At 70.2% G+C, this 16,480-nt stretch carries 12 protein-coding genes; 9 read left to right on the forward strand and 3 right to left on the reverse strand.

Going from position 1 to position 16,480, the window contains the following annotated elements:
* Positions 1–36 precede the first annotated feature (36 nt).
* The 7 genes from gltB to pyk all read left to right on the forward strand — a co-directional run bounded on the left by gltB (position 37) and on the right by pyk (position 12,132).
* Positions 37–4,542, forward strand: a complete 4,506-nt coding sequence (gene gltB / locus AB0C28_RS26470) for a glutamate synthase large subunit (RefSeq protein WP_358078092.1) — start codon at positions 37–39, stop codon at positions 4,540–4,542.
* 78 nt (positions 4,543–4,620) lie between these two features.
* The gene (locus AB0C28_RS26475; protein WP_358078095.1) at positions 4,621–6,099 is read left to right on the forward strand and encodes a glutamate synthase subunit beta; all 1,479 of its coding nucleotides are present in this window, start codon (positions 4,621–4,623) and stop codon (positions 6,097–6,099) included.
* 101 nt (positions 6,100–6,200) lie between these two features.
* Positions 6,201–6,782: a helix-turn-helix domain-containing protein gene (locus AB0C28_RS26480; protein ID WP_357852438.1), complete on the forward strand. Its 582-nt coding sequence runs from the start codon at positions 6,201–6,203 to the stop codon at positions 6,780–6,782.
* 157 nt (positions 6,783–6,939) lie between these two features.
* Positions 6,940–8,349: an MDR family MFS transporter gene (locus AB0C28_RS26485; RefSeq protein ID WP_357852441.1), complete on the forward strand. Its 1,410-nt coding sequence runs from the start codon at positions 6,940–6,942 to the stop codon at positions 8,347–8,349.
* A gap of 227 nt (positions 8,350–8,576) precedes the next feature.
* Complete coding sequence (locus tag AB0C28_RS26490; RefSeq protein WP_358078098.1) at positions 8,577–10,319, forward strand: S8 family serine peptidase; 1,743 nt, start codon at positions 8,577–8,579, stop codon at positions 10,317–10,319.
* On the forward strand, positions 10,316–10,666 hold the full coding sequence (locus tag AB0C28_RS26495) for a DUF2784 domain-containing protein (RefSeq protein ID WP_358078101.1): 351 nt from the start codon (positions 10,316–10,318) through the stop codon (positions 10,664–10,666). Before AB0C28_RS26490 ends, AB0C28_RS26495 begins: the two co-directional genes overlap by 4 nt.
* Before the next feature lie 35 nt (positions 10,667–10,701).
* Positions 10,702–12,132 carry a pyruvate kinase gene (gene pyk / locus AB0C28_RS26500; protein ID WP_357852450.1) on the forward strand — a complete coding sequence of 477 codons (1,431 nt, stop codon included), beginning with the start codon at positions 10,702–10,704 and terminating at the stop codon, positions 12,130–12,132.
* Positions 12,133–12,501: 369 nt separating this feature from the next.
* Here the strand turns inward: pyk and dapD are convergent, their stop codons facing one another.
* Positions 12,502–13,476, reverse strand: a complete 975-nt coding sequence (gene dapD, locus AB0C28_RS26505) for a 2,3,4,5-tetrahydropyridine-2,6-dicarboxylate N-succinyltransferase (RefSeq protein WP_358078104.1) — start codon at positions 13,474–13,476, stop codon at positions 12,502–12,504.
* A 64-nt stretch (positions 13,477–13,540) separates the two neighbouring features.
* A complete protein-coding gene (locus AB0C28_RS26510) occupies positions 13,541–13,963 on the reverse strand; it encodes a pyridoxamine 5'-phosphate oxidase family protein (protein ID WP_357852456.1) in 423 nt (140 codons plus the stop codon).
* 142 nt (positions 13,964–14,105) lie between these two features.
* Here AB0C28_RS26510 and AB0C28_RS26515 point away from each other — a divergent pair, with 142 nt between their 5' ends.
* Positions 14,106–15,089 carry a hypothetical protein gene (locus AB0C28_RS26515; protein ID WP_358078107.1) on the forward strand — a complete coding sequence of 328 codons (984 nt, stop codon included), beginning with the start codon at positions 14,106–14,108 and terminating at the stop codon, positions 15,087–15,089.
* Between the two features lie 69 nt (positions 15,090–15,158).
* Positions 15,159–15,524 (forward strand): GntR family transcriptional regulator, encoded by a 366-nt coding sequence (locus AB0C28_RS26520; RefSeq protein ID WP_358078109.1) that lies wholly within the window; start codon positions 15,159–15,161, stop codon positions 15,522–15,524.
* A 16-nt stretch (positions 15,525–15,540) separates the two neighbouring features.
* On the opposite strand, the gene AB0C28_RS26525 is transcribed toward AB0C28_RS26520, so the two are convergent.
* Entirely contained in the window at positions 15,541–16,311 is a 771-nt protein-coding gene (locus tag AB0C28_RS26525; RefSeq protein WP_357852465.1) for a helix-turn-helix domain-containing protein, read from the reverse strand.
* Positions 16,312–16,480 lie beyond the last annotated feature (169 nt).

Below are 16,480 nucleotides of genomic sequence, written 5' to 3' on the forward strand. Positions count from 1 at the left end.
GCAGTTCAGACAGACGAAGACGACGGGAGGGATTCAATGCCTGCTGCCCACCTCGGGTTCCCCGAGCCCCAGGGCCTGTACCACCCCGCCAATGAGCACGATGCCTGCGGTGTCGCCATGGTTGCCGACGTCGCGGGACGCCGTGGACACGGGATCGTGGTGAAGGCGCTGACGGCGCTGTGCAATCTTGATCATCGGGGGGCCAAGGGTAGCGAGCCGGACACCGGCGACGGAGCCGGGATCCTGACGCAGATCCCCGACACGTTCTACCGCGCGAGCGTGCCCTTCGCGCTGCCCGCCGCCGGGTCGTACGCGACCGGCATCGCGTTCCTGCCGTTCGACGAGCGGGCCAGGGGCGTGGCCACGCGCCTCATCGAGGAGATCGCGGCCGAAGAGGGCCTCACCGTGCTCGGCTGGCGTGAGCTGCCGGTCGACCGTGACCTGCCGGGGCCGAGCGCCCGGGCCGTCATGCCGCACTTCGCCCAGCTGTTCGTCTCCTCCCCCGACGGGCAGGAGGGGCTCGAACTCGACCGGCTCGCGTTCTGCCTGCGCAAGCGGGCCGAGCACGAGGCCGACGTCTACTTCCCCTCGCTGTCGGCCAGGACCGTCGTCTACAAGGGCATGCTCACGCCCGACCAGGTCGAGCCGTTCTTCCCCGACCTGAGCGACGAACGGTACGAGAGCGCCATCGCACTGGTGCACTCGCGCTTCTCCACCAACACCTTCCCCAGCTGGCCGCTGGCCCACCCCTACCGCTACATCGCCCACAACGGCGAGATCAACACGGTCAAGGGCAACCGCAACTGGATGCGCGCCCGTGAGGCGATGCTGGCCTCGGCCCGCATCCCGGGCGACATTTCCCGACTTTTCCCCATCTGCGACCCCGACGGCAGCGACACCGCCAGCTTCGACGAGGCGCTGGAGCTGCTGCACATCGGCGGGCGCAGCCTGCCCCACGCCGTGCTGATGATGATCCCCGAGGCGTGGGAGAACCACACCGAGATGGACCCGGCGCGGCGGGCGTTCTACGAGTTCCACTCCACGCTCATGGAGGCGTGGGACGGGCCGGCCTCGATCACGTTCACCGACGGCACCCTGGCCGGCGCCGTGCTCGACCGCAACGGCCTGCGCCCCGGGCGCTTCTGGGTGACCGCCGACGGCCTGGTCGTGCTGGCCTCCGAGGCCGGCGTGCTCGACTTCAGGCCCGAGGACGTGGTCCGCAAGGGCCGCCTGCAGCCGGGCCGCATGTTCCTCATCGACACCGCCCGCGGCAAGATCATCGAGGACGACGAGATCAAGGCGGAGCTGGCGGCCGAGCTGCCGTACGCCGACTGGCTGCACGCCGGGCTCGTCCGCTTCGAGGAGCTGCCGGCCCGCCAGCGAGAGATCCCCACCCACGAGGCGCTCGTCAAGAGGCAGCAGACCTTCGGCTACACCGAGGAAGAGCTGCGCATCATCCTGTCGCCGATGGCGAAGGCGGGCCAGGAGCCGATCGGCTCCATGGGCACCGACACGCCGGTGGCCGTGCTGAGCGAGAAGCCGCGGCTTCTGTTCGACTACTTCACCCAGCTGTTCGCGCAGGTCACCAACCCGCCGCTGGACGCCATCAGGGAAGAGCTGGTCACCTCGCTGGCCAGCACCCTCGGGCCCGAGGGCAACCTGCTGGACCCGGGGCCGACCTCCTGCCGCCAGCTCGTGCTGCCGTACCCGGTGATCGACAACGACGAACTCGCGAAGATCATCCACATCAACGACGAGCACGACCTGCCCGGCTTCCATCCGTACGTCATCAGCGGCCTGTACGAGGTCGCCGGCGGCGGCGAGGCGCTGCTGCGCCGCCTGGCGGAGATCCGCGCCGAGGCGTCCCAGGCCATCGCGGACGGAGCGCGCATCGTCGTGCTGTCCGACCGCGGCTCCTCCGACACGCTCGCCCCGATCCCGTCGCTGCTGCTGACCGGCGCGGTGCACCACCACCTGATCCAGGAGAAGACCCGCACCAAGATCGGCCTGGTCATCGAGACCGGCGAGGCCCGCGAGTGCCACCACATGGCGCTGCTGATCGGCTACGGCGCCGCCGCGATCAACCCCTACCTCGCGATCGAGACCATCGAGGACCTGGTCGACACCGGCGCCCTGCAAATGGACAAGCGCAAGGCCGTGCGCAACCTGATCAAGGCGTACGGCAAGGGCGTCATCAAGGTCATGTCCAAGATGGGCGTGTCCACGGTGGCCTCCTACACCGGCGCGCAGATCTTCGAGGCGCTCGGCCTGAGCCAGGAGGTCATCGACGCCTGCTTCACCGGCACCACCTCCCGCCTGGGCGGCGTCGGCTTCGACGTGCTGGCCACCGAGGTCGCGCAGCGCCACGCCCACGCCTACCCGCGGGTGGAGAACGCCCACCGCAGGCTCCAGGTGGGCGGCGAGTACCAGTGGCGGCGCGAGGGCGAGCCGCACCTGTTCAACCCCGAGACCGTCTTCAAGCTGCAGCACGCCACCAGGACCCGCCGCTACGAGATCTTCAAGGAGTACACGAACCTCGTGGACTCCCAGGCGGAGCGGCTGATGACCCTGCGCGGCCTGTTCAAGCTGCGCGGGGGCAACCCGATCCCGATCGAGGAGGTCGAGCCGGTCTCGGAGATCGTCAAGCGCTTCTCGACCGGCGCGATGTCGTACGGGTCCATCTCGATGGAGGCGCACGAGACGCTCGCCATCGCGATGAACCGGCTCGGCGGCAAGTCCAACACCGGCGAGGGCGGCGAGGACCCCGAGCGGCTGTACGACCCGGCCCGGCGCAGCGCGATCAAGCAGGTGGCCTCCGGCCGCTTCGGCGTCACCTCCGAATACCTGGTGAACGCCGCCGACCTGCAGATCAAGATGGCCCAGGGCGCCAAGCCCGGCGAGGGCGGCCAGCTGCCAGGCCACAAGGTCTACCCGTGGATCGCCAAGACCCGCCACTCCACGCCCGGCGTCGGCCTCATCTCGCCGCCGCCGCACCATGACATCTACTCCATCGAGGACCTGGCCCAGCTCATCCACGACCTGAAGAACTCCAACCCGGAGGCCAGGGTCCACGTGAAGCTGGTCGCCGAGGTCGGCGTCGGAACGGTCGCGGCCGGTGTGTCTAAGGCGCACGCCGACGTGGTGCTCATCTCCGGTCACGACGGCGGCACCGGCGCGTCCCCGCTCACCAGCCTCAAGCACGCGGGCGCCCCGTGGGAACTCGGCCTGGCCGAGACCCAGCAGACGCTGCTGCTCAACGACCTGCGCGACCGCATCGTGGTGCAGGTGGACGGCCAGCTCAAGACCGGCCGCGACGTCGTCATCGCCGCGCTGCTCGGCGCCGAGGAGTACGGCTTCGCCACCGCTCCGCTGGTCGTCTCCGGCTGCGTGATGATGCGGGTCTGCCACCTCGACACCTGCCCGGTGGGCGTGGCCACGCAGAACCCCGAGCTGCGCAAGCGCTTCACCGGCAAGCCCGAGTTCGTGGTCAACTTCTTCGAGTTCATCGCCGAGGAGATCCGCGAATACCTCGCCGAGCTGGGCTTCCGCTCGCTCGATGAGGCGATCGGGCACGTCGAGATGCTCGATATGACGGCGGCCGAGGACCACTGGAAGGCCAGCGGCCTCGACCTGTCGCCGATCCTGCACCGGCCCGAGCTGCCCGCGGGCACCGCGCTGCGCCGGCTCGTCGAGCAGGACCACGGGCTCCAGCACGCGCTGGACAACACGCTCATCCAGCTCGCCGAGGGCGCCATCCAGGAAGGCACCCCGGTCACGCTCGAGCTGCCCATCCGCAACGTCAACCGCACGGTCGGCACCATGCTCGGCTACCAGGTGACCAAGCGCTACGGCGGCAAGGGCCTGCCCGACAACACGATCGACATCTCCTTCACCGGCTCGGCGGGCAACTCGTTCGGCGCGTTCCTACCGCGCGGGATCACGCTGCGGCTGACCGGCGACGCCAACGACTACCTCGGCAAGGGCCTGTCCGGCGGGCGGATCACCGTCCGGCCGCACGACGAGGCCCCGCTCGACGGTCACATCATCGCGGGCAACGTCGCCCTGTACGGGGCCACGTCCGGCGAGGTGTTCGTACGCGGCGTCGTGGGCGAGCGGTTCTGCGTGCGCAACTCCGGAGCCACGGCCGTCGTCGAGGGCGTCGGCGACCACGGCTGCGAGTACATGACCGGCGGCAAGGCCGTCGTGCTCGGCCCGACCGGGCGCAACTTCGCGGCCGGCATGTCGGGCGGCATCGCGTACCTGCTGGACGTGCGGCCCGAGCGGGTCAACCGCGAGATGGTCGCCATCGAGGCGCTCACCGAGGAGGACGCCGAGTTCCTCAAGGAGACGGTCGAGAAGCACTTCGCGGAGACCGGCTCGCCGGTCGCCAAGCAGCTGCTGGCCGACTGGGACGCGGCCCTGGCCCGGTTCGGCAAGATCATGCCGAGCGACTACAAGAGGGTGATGGAGGCCGCCGAGGCCGCCCGCATCGAGGGCAGGGACGTCGACGAGGCCGTCATGGCGGCCGCGGTGCGGTCATGACCCGCCGTTCCGAGGCCCGCCGTCACCGCGGCGGGCCCATCCTGCACACGCACGTTCACGACAAGGGAGGCGTACCGAATGGCTGACCCGAAGGGTTTTCTCACGCACGACCGGGAGCTGCCGGCACGCCGCCCCGTGGACGTCCGCATCAGCGACTGGCGCGAGGTCTACCAGGACTTCTCCCAGGAGAAGCTGACCAAGCAGGCGGCCCGCTGCATGGACTGCGGCATCCCGTTCTGCCACAACGGCTGCCCGCTGGGCAACCTCATCCCCGAGTGGAACGACCTCGTCTACCGCACCGACTGGCGCGAGGCGATCGAGCGGCTGCACGCCACGAACAACTTCCCCGAGTTCACCGGCCGGCTCTGCCCGGCTCCGTGCGAGGCGGCGTGCGTGCTCGGCATCAACTCCGACCCGGTGGCGATCAAGCGGGTCGAGGTCGAGATCATCGACCGGGCGTTCGCCGAGGGCTGGGTCACCCCGCAGCCCCCGGCGGTCAGGACCGGCAAGCGGGTCGCGGTCGTCGGCTCGGGCCCCGCGGGCCTGGCCGCCGCCCAGCAGCTCACCAGGGCCGGGCATGACGTCGTCGTGTTCGAACGGGCCGACCGCGCCGGCGGCCTGCTGCGCTACGGCATCCCCGAGTTCAAGATGGAGAAGCGGCACATCGAGCGCCGGCTTGAGCAGATGCGGGCCGAGGGCACCGAGTTCCGCACCGGCGTGAACGTCGGCGTCGACATCACCGCCGCCGAGCTGCGCGAGCAGTTCGACGCGGTGGTGCTGTCCGGCGGGGCCACCCAGTGGCGCGACCTGCCGGTCACCGGGCGCGAGCTCAAGGGCGTCTACCAGGCGATGGAATACCTGCCGCTGTCCAACAAGGTGCAGGAGGGCGACTACGCCACCCCGCCCGTCTCGGCCGAGGGCAAGCACGTGGTGGTGATCGGCGGCGGCGACACCGGCGCCGACTGCATAGGCACGGCGATCAGGCAGGGCGCCACGTCCGTCACCCAGCTGGAGATCATGCCGCGGCCGCCGGCGGAGCGGCCCGCCAACCAGCCGTGGCCGACCTACCCGATGCTGTTCAAGATGGAGAGCGCCCACGAGGAGCTGGCCGACGGCGGGGGAGAGCGGGTCTACGCGGTCTCCACCACCGAGTTCGTCGGCGACGCGGACGGCAACGTGCGCGCGCTGCGGCTGGTCGAGGTCGAGGGGCCGCAGGCCGGCTTCAAGCCGATCCCCGGCAGCGAGCGGGAGATCCCCGCCGAGCTCGTCACCCTGTCGATGGGCTTCCTCGGCCCGGAGAAGGGCGCGCTGCTGCAGGACCTGGCCGAGGTCGCCGGTGACGGCTTCTACGACGCCAGGGGGAACGTGGCCCGCGACAAGACGTACATGTCCAAGGTGGACGGCGTCTTCGTGGCCGGTGACATGGGACGCGGGCAGTCGCTCATCGTCTGGGCCATCGCCGAGGGGCGTGCCGCCGCCTCCGGCGTGGACCGGTTCCTGACCGGGGACACGGCGCTGCCGTACCCGATCCTGCCGACGGCGCGTCCGCTGGTCTGACATCTGCCGCTCTGGACGGCCCGGCTTCGGCCGGGCCGTCCTTTTCTTTGCACACCGTGCAAAGGTTGCAGAGTGTGCAAAAGGTGCGTAGAGTGCAAAGCATGGAGACTCCACAGGAGCGGCGCGACCGGCGCCGGGCCGAGAAGCGGCAGGCCATCAGGACGGCCGCCGTCAAGATCGCGCTCGACGAAGGTCTCGAAGCCGCGACCGTGGAGGCGATCAGCGCGGCGGCCGACATCTCGCCGCGCACGTTCTTCAACTACTTCTCCACCAAGGAAGAAGCGCTCGTCATGGAGCCCCTGTGGCGCCCTGAGGAGTTCACCGAACTGCTCGGCGCCCGTCCCGGCGACGAGCCCGCGTTCGAGTCGCTGAAGGCGGTGGCGCGGATCCTCGCGGCCCGCGTCGGCCCGATCTGGGCGGACGCGCAGCTGTTCGGAGAGCTGCGCCGGCGCCATCCCGAGCTGGCCGCCAAGGCCAGGGCGGCCGACGAGACGAAGATCATGGAGAACGTGTTCGAGGCCGTCAGGGACCGGCCGGGAGTGTCGGGCAAGCTGCACGCCAGGATGCTCGTCATCGGGACGTTCGGCGCCACGATCTCGGCCGTCCAGGAGGCGGCCGAGTCGGGCGGATCGGTGGAAGAGCTGCTCGAGGAGGCGCTGACCCTGCTCGAAAACGGGCTCTGACCGCTGAAATTTCGGCAAACGGAAGCGGCGACCGGGGTGGCACCCCCGATCGCCGCGGATTCCTCCTGCCCTCTCGCGAAAAAGAAGCAAGGAGTCGACCCCCATGGTAGCGACAATCCCCGCCGAGGCTCCCCCTCGGCGATCACTCTGGGTGAGCATGAGCTCACTCCTCCTCGTCCTGTTCCTGGCAGCGATCGACCAGACCGTCGTGGCCACCGCCATGCCGACCATCGCCGGCGAGCTGAACGGCCTGCGGGATCTGTCGTGGGTGGTCACGGCGTTCGCCCTGGCCTCGGGCGTCGTGACCCCCCTCTACGGCAAGCTCAGCGACATGTACGGCCGCAAGCACCTCTACCTGGCGGCCATCATCGTCTTCCTGGCCGGCTCGGCCCTGTGCGGCCTGGCCCAGACGATGGGCCAGCTCATCGCCTTCCGCGCCTTCCAGGGCCTCGGCGCGGGTGGCGGGATGGTGCTCACCATGATCATCGCGGCCGACCTGGCCACCCCGCGGGAACGCGCCAAATTCCAGGGCCTCTTCGGCGCCGTCTTCGGCATCGCCTCCATCGCCGGCCCCGTCATCGGCGGCTACCTCACCGAGCACGCCTCCTGGCGCTGGATCTTCTACCTCAATCTGCCCCTCGGCGCCATCGCCCTGGCCGTGGCCTTCACCGTGCTCAAGCTGCCCCGCCGTACGTCCCCCCACCGCGTCGACTGGCTCGGCGCCGCGCTGATCGCCGGGCTGCTGACCTGCCTGACGCTGCTCGCCTCCTGGGGCGGCGCCGCCTACGCCTGGACCTCGCCCGTCATCGTCGGGCTCGGCGCCGGCGCGGTGCTGCTGGCCGTGCTGTTCTTCCTGGTGGAACGGCGGGTCGCCGAACCGGTGCTGCCGCTGCGGCTCTTCCGCGACAGGGCGTTCACCATCCCGGTCGTCGCGGTCGTGCTGATGGCCACCGCCATGCTCGGCACGGCCACGTTCCTGCCCCTCTTCCTGCAGCTCGCCACGGGCGCGAGCGCGTCCGACTCCGGGCTGCTGCTCCTCCCCATGATGGCCGGCATGATCGCGGCCTCGACACTGGGCGGGCAGATCGTCACCCGGCTCGGGCACTACAAGTGGCTCATGGTCGGGGGAGCGGTGTCGGCGGCCGTGGCCGGGTTCCTGTTCGCCACCATGGGGCTGGAGACGAGCGCGTTCGCCTCCGGCGCGTACATGGTGCTGGCCGGGGCCGGGCTCGGCGTCATCGGCCAGAATCTGCTGCTCGCCGTGCAGACGACCACGCCCGAGGCCGACAGGGGAGCGGCGACCTCGGCCGTCACGTTCGCCAGAGGCGTCGGCGGGGCGGTCGGGGTGGCCGTGCTGGGCGGCGTCTTCAGCGGACGGTTGGGCGGCGGGCAGGGCGCGCTCACGCCCGAGGCGATTCAGGCGCTGCCGGAAGGGGTGCGGCACGCGACTCAGCTGGCCTTCTCGGACGCGATCACCGGGGTGTTCGCCTGGATCGGGCCGATCATGCTGGTCGTCGCGGTGCTACTGGCGTGCCTGCGGAACGTACGGCTCACCCACCACGGCTGACCCGGACGGCGGGTTCCACGCGGGACCGCGGCCGGCCTGATCGTTCCGGTCGGCCCGCTTGACCCGATCGGCCTGGCCCGTGGAGCCCGGTCGGCCCGGGCGTGGAGCGGGCCCCGAAAGGGGGTCCGCTTCGCCCGCCATCGACCGAAATTTCACCACTAAGTTGCATCAGCTGATAACTGTCGGGAAGATGCAGGTTCTGCGGCAAGTCGGTGGATGGGGGAACAATGCGGCGGGTCGCCTCTGGCATCATGGCGCTGGCCGCCGTGGTCGCGGTCGGCGCCTGTGCGTCGGCCACGCCCCGCGAGCCCGCCCCCGGGCAGGCCGAATTCCTCGTCTTCTACGCGAACGGCAGGCAGCACGAAGCGGAGGCGGCCGTCGAACGCGCCGGCGGCTCCACGTACTCCGCCGAGACCAAGCTCGGCTACCTCCTCGCCGGCGGCTCGGGCACCGGGTTCGAGGAGGCCGTCGGCGCGGACCCGTCCGTCGTCGGCGTCTCACCCGACCGCCAGATCGGCTTCGCCACCGCCCGCCCCAGAACCGCCCGCCCCGACACTTCAGACACCGCCACGTCAGACACCGCCACGTCAGACACCGCCACGTCAGACACCGCCACGTCAGACACCGCCACGTCAGACACCGCCACCTCGGGAATCGGCTCGTCCGGCAGGTTCCCCGACGAGCAGTCGTTCACCAAGGCCAGAGGTGAACCCCTGGCCGGCCGCCAGTGGGACATGCGGATGATCGGCGCCGACCGCGCGAACGCCAAGGCCCCCGGCACCAAGAAGGTCCTCGTCGGCGTCATCGACACCGGCGTGGACGGCAAGCACCCCGACCTCGCCCCCAACTTCAACCGCGAGCTCAGCCGCAACTTCGTCACCGACCGGCCCAAGGACGACTACGGCGAGACCCTCGACGGCCCCTGCGAGGCGAGCGACTGCAAGGACCCCGTCGACGCCGACGACGACGGCCACGGCACCCACGTGGCCAGCACCATCGCCTCCCCGATCAACGGCATCGGCATCGCCGGCGTCGCGCCCGGCGTGCAGATCGTCAACATCAGGGCCGGCCAGGACTCCGGCTTCTTCTTCCTCAAGCCCAGCCTCGACGCCCTCACCTACGCCGGCGACATCGGCGTGGACGTCGTCAACATGAGCTACTACGTCGACCCCTGGCTGTACAACTGCGCCGCCAACAAGGCCGACAGCAAGAAGCAGCAGCTCGAACAGCGCGCGATCATCACCGGCATGCAGCGCGCCCTCGACTACGCCAGGCAGAAGGGCGTCACGCTCGTCTCCGCCCTCGGCAACGGCTCCACCGACCTCGGCCGCCCCACGGTCGACAAGCAGAGCCCCGGCTACCCCAAGGGCGACGAGCGGACCCGCCAGATCGACAACTCCTGCCTCAACGTGCCCGCCGAGTCCAACGGCGTCATCTCCGTCTCCGCCGTCGGGCCCTCCGGCCGCAAGGCCATCTACAGCGACTACGGCGAGGAGCAGACCGACGTGTCCGCCCCCGGCGGCGACGCGCTCGACGGCGAAGGCGTCAAGGTCACCAGGACGATCCTCGCCGCCGCCCCCGAACGCGTGCTGCGCGCCGCCGGCCGCATCGACGCCGAGGGCGAGCCGAAGGGCGCCGACGTCGTCAAGGACTGCAAGAACGGCGTCTGCTCCTACTACCAGTACCTCGAAGGCACCTCCATGGCCTCGCCGCACGCCGCCGGCGTCGCCGCCATCCTCGTCAGCCGCTTCGGCAAGCCGGGAAGAGGCGGGCTCGAACTCGCCCCCGCCACCACCGAGGAACTCCTGTTCAAGACCGCCACGCCCAAGTCCTGCCCCACCCCCCGCCAGTACGTCTACAAGTCCTTCGGCCAGAGCGAGACCCACGCGTGCGAGGGCGGTGAGGCCGACAACGGCTTCTACGGCCACGGCATCGTAGACGCCTGGAAAGCCGCCACCGTAGAGCCATGATGTACCGCCTCCTCGCCGACGCGGCGATGGTGGCGCATTTCGCCTTTCTCCTCTACCTGGCCCTGGGCGGGTTCGTCGCGTGGCGGTGGCGGCGTACGCTGTGGGCGCACGTCGCCGTCGTCGCGTGGGGAGTGTCGTCCGTCGTCACCGGCGTCGAATGCCCCCTCACGCACGTGGAAGACTGGGCCCGGCGCAGCGCAGGCCAGCAGGGCCTGCCCGCCGGCGGCTTCATCGACCACTACATCGAAGGCGTCGTCTACCCGGAGGAGTACACGAACTTGGCACGTCTGGGAGTCGCAGTTCTCATTCTGTTCTCCTACGCCGGGTACGTTCTCCGTCGTCAATGACTGCCAAGTGGTCTGTACCAATTAAGGTAGGACTCGTGACTCGTCGCGCGAAAATCGTCTGCACCCTAGGCCCCGCCACCTCCAGCAAAGAACGCCTCCGCGAGCTGATCGCCGCAGGCATGGACGTGGCACGGTTCAACCTCAGCCATGGCAATCATGACATGCACAGAGAGGTCTACGACCGGGTCAGGGAGGTGGCGGCCGACCTCGGCCGCGGTGTAGGCGTGCTCGCCGACCTGCAGGGCCCCAAGATCCGTGTCGGCACGTTCGAGGAAGGCCCCGTCAGGCTGGGCTTCGGCGACGTCTTCACCATCACCACAGAAGACGTCCCCGGCGATCGCGAGCAGGTCTCCACCACCTACAAGGGGCTGCCCAACGACGTCCGCCCCGGTGACACGATCCTGGTCGACGACGGCCGGCTCGTCCTCGAAGCCACCCGCGTCGACCCCGAACGCATCGTCACCCGCGTCGTCATCGGCGGCATGATCTCCGACAACAAGGGCCTCAACCTGCCGGGCGTCAACGTCAGCGCCCCCGCCCTCACCGACAAGGACGAGGCCGACCTGCGCTGGGCCCTGCGCACCGGCTGCGACATGATCGCCCTGTCCTTCGTCCGCCGCCCGTCCGACGCCGACGTGGTGCGCAACATCATGGAGCAGGAGGCCGTCCGCCTCCCGCTGATCGCCAAGATCGAGAAGCCGCAGGCCGTCGACCGCCTCCCCGAGATCGTCGACGCCTTCGACGGCATCATGGTCGCCCGCGGCGACCTCGGCGTCGAGCTGCCGCTCGAAGAGGTCCCGATCGTGCAGCGGCGCATCATCGAGCTGTGCCGCGAGAAGGCCCACCCGGTCATCGTGGCCACCCAGATGCTCGACTCCATGATGAACGCCCCGCGCCCCACCCGCGCCGAAGCCTCCGACGTCGCCTACGCCGTCATGGACGGCGCCGACGCGGTCATGCTGTCGGGCGAGACCTCCGTCGGCAACTACCCGATCGAATCCGTCAACACGATGGACCGCATCGCCTGCGCCGCGGAGAAGTCCTTCCTGCACGCCACCCACACCCTCGAACGCATGCCCGAGACCACCGGCGGCGCCATCGCCAGGGCCGCGGCCGAGGTCGGCGCCATCGTCGGGGCCAAGGCGCTGATCGCGTTCACGATGTCGGGAGAGACGGCGCGCCGGCTGGCCCGCTACCGCTCACCGATCCCGCTGCTCGCCTTCACCTCCGCGCCCCACGTGCGGGGGCAGCTGTCGCTGACGTGGGGGGTGGAGACGTTCCACGTGCCGTTCGTGCACCACACCGACGACATGGTGCGGCAGGTGGAGGCGTCGCTGCTGTCCTCGGGACGGCTGGAGAAGGGCGACAAGGTCGTCATCGTGGCCGGCTCCCCTCCTGGCACCCCCGGCTCCACCAATGCTCTCCGCGTCCACACGATTGGCTCCGCTGTCTCTCACGTGCACTAAATCGCTATCTTTTACGCTGCGACGTGGTCTGCCACCCGATGTAGATCGCTGAAGGCCCTCCAGGGAAACGGCCTCTGACCCTTCACGGGCCGGGCGCCGATACGGCGCGCCCTGTGGGCCCTCTCCATGGTCGAGGTGGGCTGTCGCGCGTCGTTCACCGGTTCGGCCGTCGGCTCCCAAGCCGGTGGCCGTCGTCGGCGGGAGATCGGTTGCCGGCCGGGCCGCTGGTCGGCGGGCACGGCCGATCCCATGGTGAGCAGCGTCCGCCACCCCCATGGTGAGTGACGGCCCGCCACCGATCTCATGGTGGCCGCCACCCCCCATGGTGAGTGACGGCCGGTCGCCGGACCCGGGCGGTTGAGGCCCGGGTCAGTTGGCGTGCAGGGCGGCGTTGAGTTCGATGCCGTCGCCCTTGCGGGGCACCGCCTCCACCGCGCCCGACTGCGAGTTGCGTCGCAGCAGGACGCCGTTCGTGCCCGACAGCTCGGCCGCCTTCACCACCGTGCCGTCGGGCAGGGCCACCTTCGTGCCCGCCGTCACGTACAGGCCCGCCTCCACCACGCAGTCGTCGCCCAGCGAGATGCCCAGCCCCGAGTTCGCGCCCAGCAGGCAGCGCTCGCCGACCGAGATCACCTGCTTGCCGCCGCCCGACAGCGTGCCCATGATCGACGCGCCGCCGCCGACGTCGGAGTGGTCGCCGATGACCACCCCGGCCGAGACCCGGCCCTCGATCATCGCCGCGCCCAGCGTGCCCGCGTTGAAGTTCACGAAGCCCTCGTGCATCACCGTGGTGCCGTCGGCCAGATGCGCGCCCAGCCGCACCCGGTCGGCGTCGGCGATCCGTACGCCCGCGGGCAGCACGTAGTCCACCATGCGCGGGAACTTGTCCACCCCGTACACCGACACCGGCCCCTTCGCCCGCAGCCGCAGCCGCGTGCGCTCGAAGTCCGCCACCGGGCACGGGCCGAAGTTCGTCCACACCACGTTGGCCAGCAGGCCGAACACCCCGTCGAGGTTGACGCCGTGCGGCCGGACCAGGCGGGTCGAGAGCAGGTGCAGGCGCAGCCAGACGTCATGCGTGTCCACCGGCGGCTCGGCGAGGTCGGCGATGCCGGTGCGCACCGCCACCACCTCCACGCCGCGCGCCGGGTCCGGGCCGACCAGCTCGGCCAGTTCCCCGTCCAGCTGCCCCGCCTCCTCCACGGAGGGCCGTTCGGTGCCCTTCACAGGCGGCGCGCCCAGCTGGGGAGCGGGGAACCAGGTGTCGAGTACGGTGCCGTCGGCGGCGATGGTCGCGAGGCCGACGCCGAAGGCGCCGGTCGAGTCGGGAGCGATAGCAGTCACGGGCCAAAAATACCGTTTCGCAGGTCAGCCCACGGCACTTGGGAGGCCAGCAGCTCTTCGCGGGTCAGCCCAGGGCGCCGAGATCCGCGGAGAGCCAGTGTTCCGGTCGCATCCTGAACGTCACCAGCACGTTCAGATCCGAGCCCTGCACATATCCCGACACGGCGTCGGGCGGCAGGTAACGCCCCGAGATGCGGGTCAGCTCCTCCAGCGTCGTCGGCCCCGACCGCACGACCGGCCCCTCGACCGAGACGTACCGGTAGGTCGGGCTCGCCCGCTGCACCAGCATCGAGAACCGGCCCGCCTTCGCGATCAGCCTGGCCTTGTGCGAGTCGCCGTCGGTCAGGAACCGGATCTCGCCGCCGGGGCTGTAGTCGTACCAGACCGGCACGGTCAGCGGCGCCCGCCCCTCGCCGGACTCCACGGCCAGGCTCGCGATGTGCGTCTCCGCCAGAAACGCCTCCCGCGCCGCGACACTCAACGGCATCCCGCCCACCCCCGTATTCATCGATCTTGAAACGGCTATTCCCCATGGGAGCGATCCCGAAAAGTCCCCACCCCCGCACTGCGGACCCTCCACGCCAACTGTTAGCAGTGTTATAGTCAGAAGCAAACAGTTGGAGGTCGCCATGCCCCGTTCCTCCGATCTCGCGGCGCGAGGACGCCTGCGCCGCCTGACCCTGACCGTGCTTCCACCCCTGCTCGTGGTGGCCGTTCCCATGATCACGGTCAGCTGGTACGGCGACCGGCTCCCCGACCGCGCCTACGTCGACAGCTGGTCGGCCTTACCCCAGGACGCGCCCTCCTGGGAAGGCTGGCTCTCTCAGCAGTGGATGTCCCTGGTGGTGTTCGAAGCGGCGCTCATCTTCCCGTTCCTCTGCTACCGGCGCCTTCCCCAGCTGCAGCGCGGCGTGGTGGCCCTGGCGTTCTTCGTCGGCGTCTCCCGTGCCACGGCCGTCGTTCTGTCCGTGGCCGCGCTCGCCGGGCAGCCGGGCCCCGTTCCCTCACCACCGTGGCACCGGGCCGTGGAGATCGCCGTGACCGTCGCCGCGGTCGCGGTGGGCTACCTGGCCGCCGGCCCGGTCCCAAAACCGCCCGAGGCCAAAGTTGCGCCACCCGTGCACGCGCCCGCCATGGCGCTCGGGCCGACTCAGCGCGCCCTCTTCGTGACGTCGGCCTGGTCGCGGCCCAGGCTGGTCGCCGCCGCCGTGCTGGGCACGCTGACCGTGCTGAGCACGTTCGCCGGCTCGGAAACCTGGCAGGGCCCCGTACTGCTGGGCGCATGGACGCTCTTCGAGCTGGCCCAGGCACGCACCCGCCTCCAGATCGACGACGCGGGCATCACCGTACGGGCCGCCTGGCTGCCCGCCCTGCACCGGACCCTGCCCTACCGCCTGATACGGTTCGCCCAGGCCAGCACCGGCCGCCCGCCAGGGCGCTACCGGCTGCACGACGGCGACGACGGCTGGGGAATCACCAGTGGGAGAGGACCGGCCCTGGTGGCGAGGCTGAGCGACGACCGCCAGTTCGTCTACTCCACCCGCGGGGCCGAGACCGCCGCGGCACTCGTCAACGGATGGCTGAGCAGGCAGCGCCAGGGGGAGACGGCGTGATGCGCAGCGCACAGCGCCAAGGAGAGACGGCGTGACGCTCAACGGACAGCGCCAAGGAGAGACGGCGTAATGCTCATCAGCATCGACCCGGCCTCGCCCCAGCCGCTCGCCGACCAGGTGGCCGCCTCCGTAAGGGCGGCGCTGGCCGGCGGCACGGCCGCACCCGGCGACCGGCTCCCCTCCGCCCGTAACGTGGCCGCCGCCCTCGGCATCAACCTGCACACCGTCTTGCGCGGCTACCAGCAACTCCGCGACGAGGGCCTGGTGGAGCTGCGGCGCGGCCGGGCGGCCGTCATCACCGACAATGCCGACCGGCTCCGGCTCAGGCTCGCCGAAGCGGCCGAGGAGTTCGCCCGCGCCGCACTCCACACCGGCGCCTCGGAAGAAGAAGCCCTGGCAGCGGCCCGCGCGGCCTGGCAGACCCTGCGCCGCTGAACGCGGGCCGGGGCGGTCAGTATTTCGGGCCGACATGCCGATCGAGTAACTCCACGGCCTCCCTCCTGGCCACGGACAACTCGTTGCGCTTGTTGAAGCGCCAGGCGACGCCGAGCAGGTCGAGCGCCTCGCCGCAGAGGGCGAGAATGCCGGGGGACTCGTTCTTGAACAGATAGCGGGGATATTCGTACCAATGGACACCGCTGGGCAGGTCGCGGCGGACACGGTTGATCCCTCGGTAGCCGTCGGAGTGCATGAGCCCTCTGACAAGCCGTCCAGGGTGAGCTGAAACGATCTCTCGCTGCCAAGGAGCGAGCACGATCTCGCGCTCGTGCTTCTTGCCGGGGCCATGCTGGGGGAACAGGTGCGGCCAGTGCTTCGAGTAGGAGTTGACGTCTTTGCAGCCCTGCTTCTGCAGCACGCGGACCCTGTTGGTCGGCCGGACGGCGCGCAGCGCGTCGACACACTCCTGGACCAGGCCGGGCCACGTGTCGGCACAGGCGATCCGCAGAGCCCAGACCTGCTTGGCGCGGTCGCCCACCCAGGATATGCAGCCGTCGCCCAGGTAGAGGCCCAGGAGGTAGGCGTAGGCCCCAGGAGGCGAGGGCAGCTGAGGAGAAGCGGCGCAGCGGGGGCAGGTGCCGGTCATGGGCGAATCGTCCGCAGGCTTGTCACGCCACCTGCGAACAGTGGCGGGGCTGACCCCGACCTGGCGGCTCGTCTCACTGACGCTCAGCCCGGAGCTCAGCAGCCGGCGCGACTGGTCGCGCAGAGCGATGTCATGCATGCGGAGAGTGTGGCAGTCGGGTACGACAAAAGCCGCCCGACCAGGAAGCCGGGCGGCTGATGGTGCCCCGGGTGGTGTGCTGGTTCAGGACATAGGAAACCCATGTCGCAAGACATAGGAAACTTCAACAGAGTGTGTCTCGGGACATAGGCAACCATCGCGATCATGA

Source organism: Nonomuraea sp. NPDC048892, assembly GCF_040649735.1.
In the GTDB taxonomy this organism is placed as follows: Bacteria; Actinomycetota; Actinomycetes; order Streptosporangiales; family Streptosporangiaceae; genus Nonomuraea; species Nonomuraea maheshkhaliensis.

Bases quoted from the DNA above. Each gene is read 5' to 3' on its own strand.
- AB0C28_RS26480 (WP_357852438.1), top strand. From the start codon at position 6,201: ATGGAGACTCCACAGGAGCGGCGCGACCGGCGCCGGGCCGAGAAGCGG.
- AB0C28_RS26515 (WP_358078107.1), top strand. From the start codon at position 14,106: ATGCCCCGTTCCTCCGATCTCGCGGCGCGAGGACGCCTGCGCCGCCTG.
- AB0C28_RS26475 (WP_358078095.1), top strand. From the start codon at position 4,621: ATGGCTGACCCGAAGGGTTTTCTCACGCACGACCGGGAGCTGCCGGCA.
- AB0C28_RS26520 (WP_358078109.1), top strand. From the start codon at position 15,159: ATGCTCATCAGCATCGACCCGGCCTCGCCCCAGCCGCTCGCCGACCAG.
- gltB (WP_358078092.1), top strand. From the start codon at position 37: ATGCCTGCTGCCCACCTCGGGTTCCCCGAGCCCCAGGGCCTGTACCAC.
- AB0C28_RS26525 (WP_357852465.1), bottom strand. From the start codon at position 16,311: ATGCATGACATCGCTCTGCGCGACCAGTCGCGCCGGCTGCTGAGCTCC.
- AB0C28_RS26495 (WP_358078101.1), top strand. From the start codon at position 10,316: ATGATGTACCGCCTCCTCGCCGACGCGGCGATGGTGGCGCATTTCGCC.
- AB0C28_RS26485 (WP_357852441.1), top strand. From the start codon at position 6,940: ATGAGCTCACTCCTCCTCGTCCTGTTCCTGGCAGCGATCGACCAGACC.
- AB0C28_RS26490 (WP_358078098.1), top strand. From the start codon at position 8,577: ATGCGGCGGGTCGCCTCTGGCATCATGGCGCTGGCCGCCGTGGTCGCG.
- AB0C28_RS26510 (WP_357852456.1), bottom strand. From the start codon at position 13,963: ATGCCGTTGAGTGTCGCGGCGCGGGAGGCGTTTCTGGCGGAGACGCAC.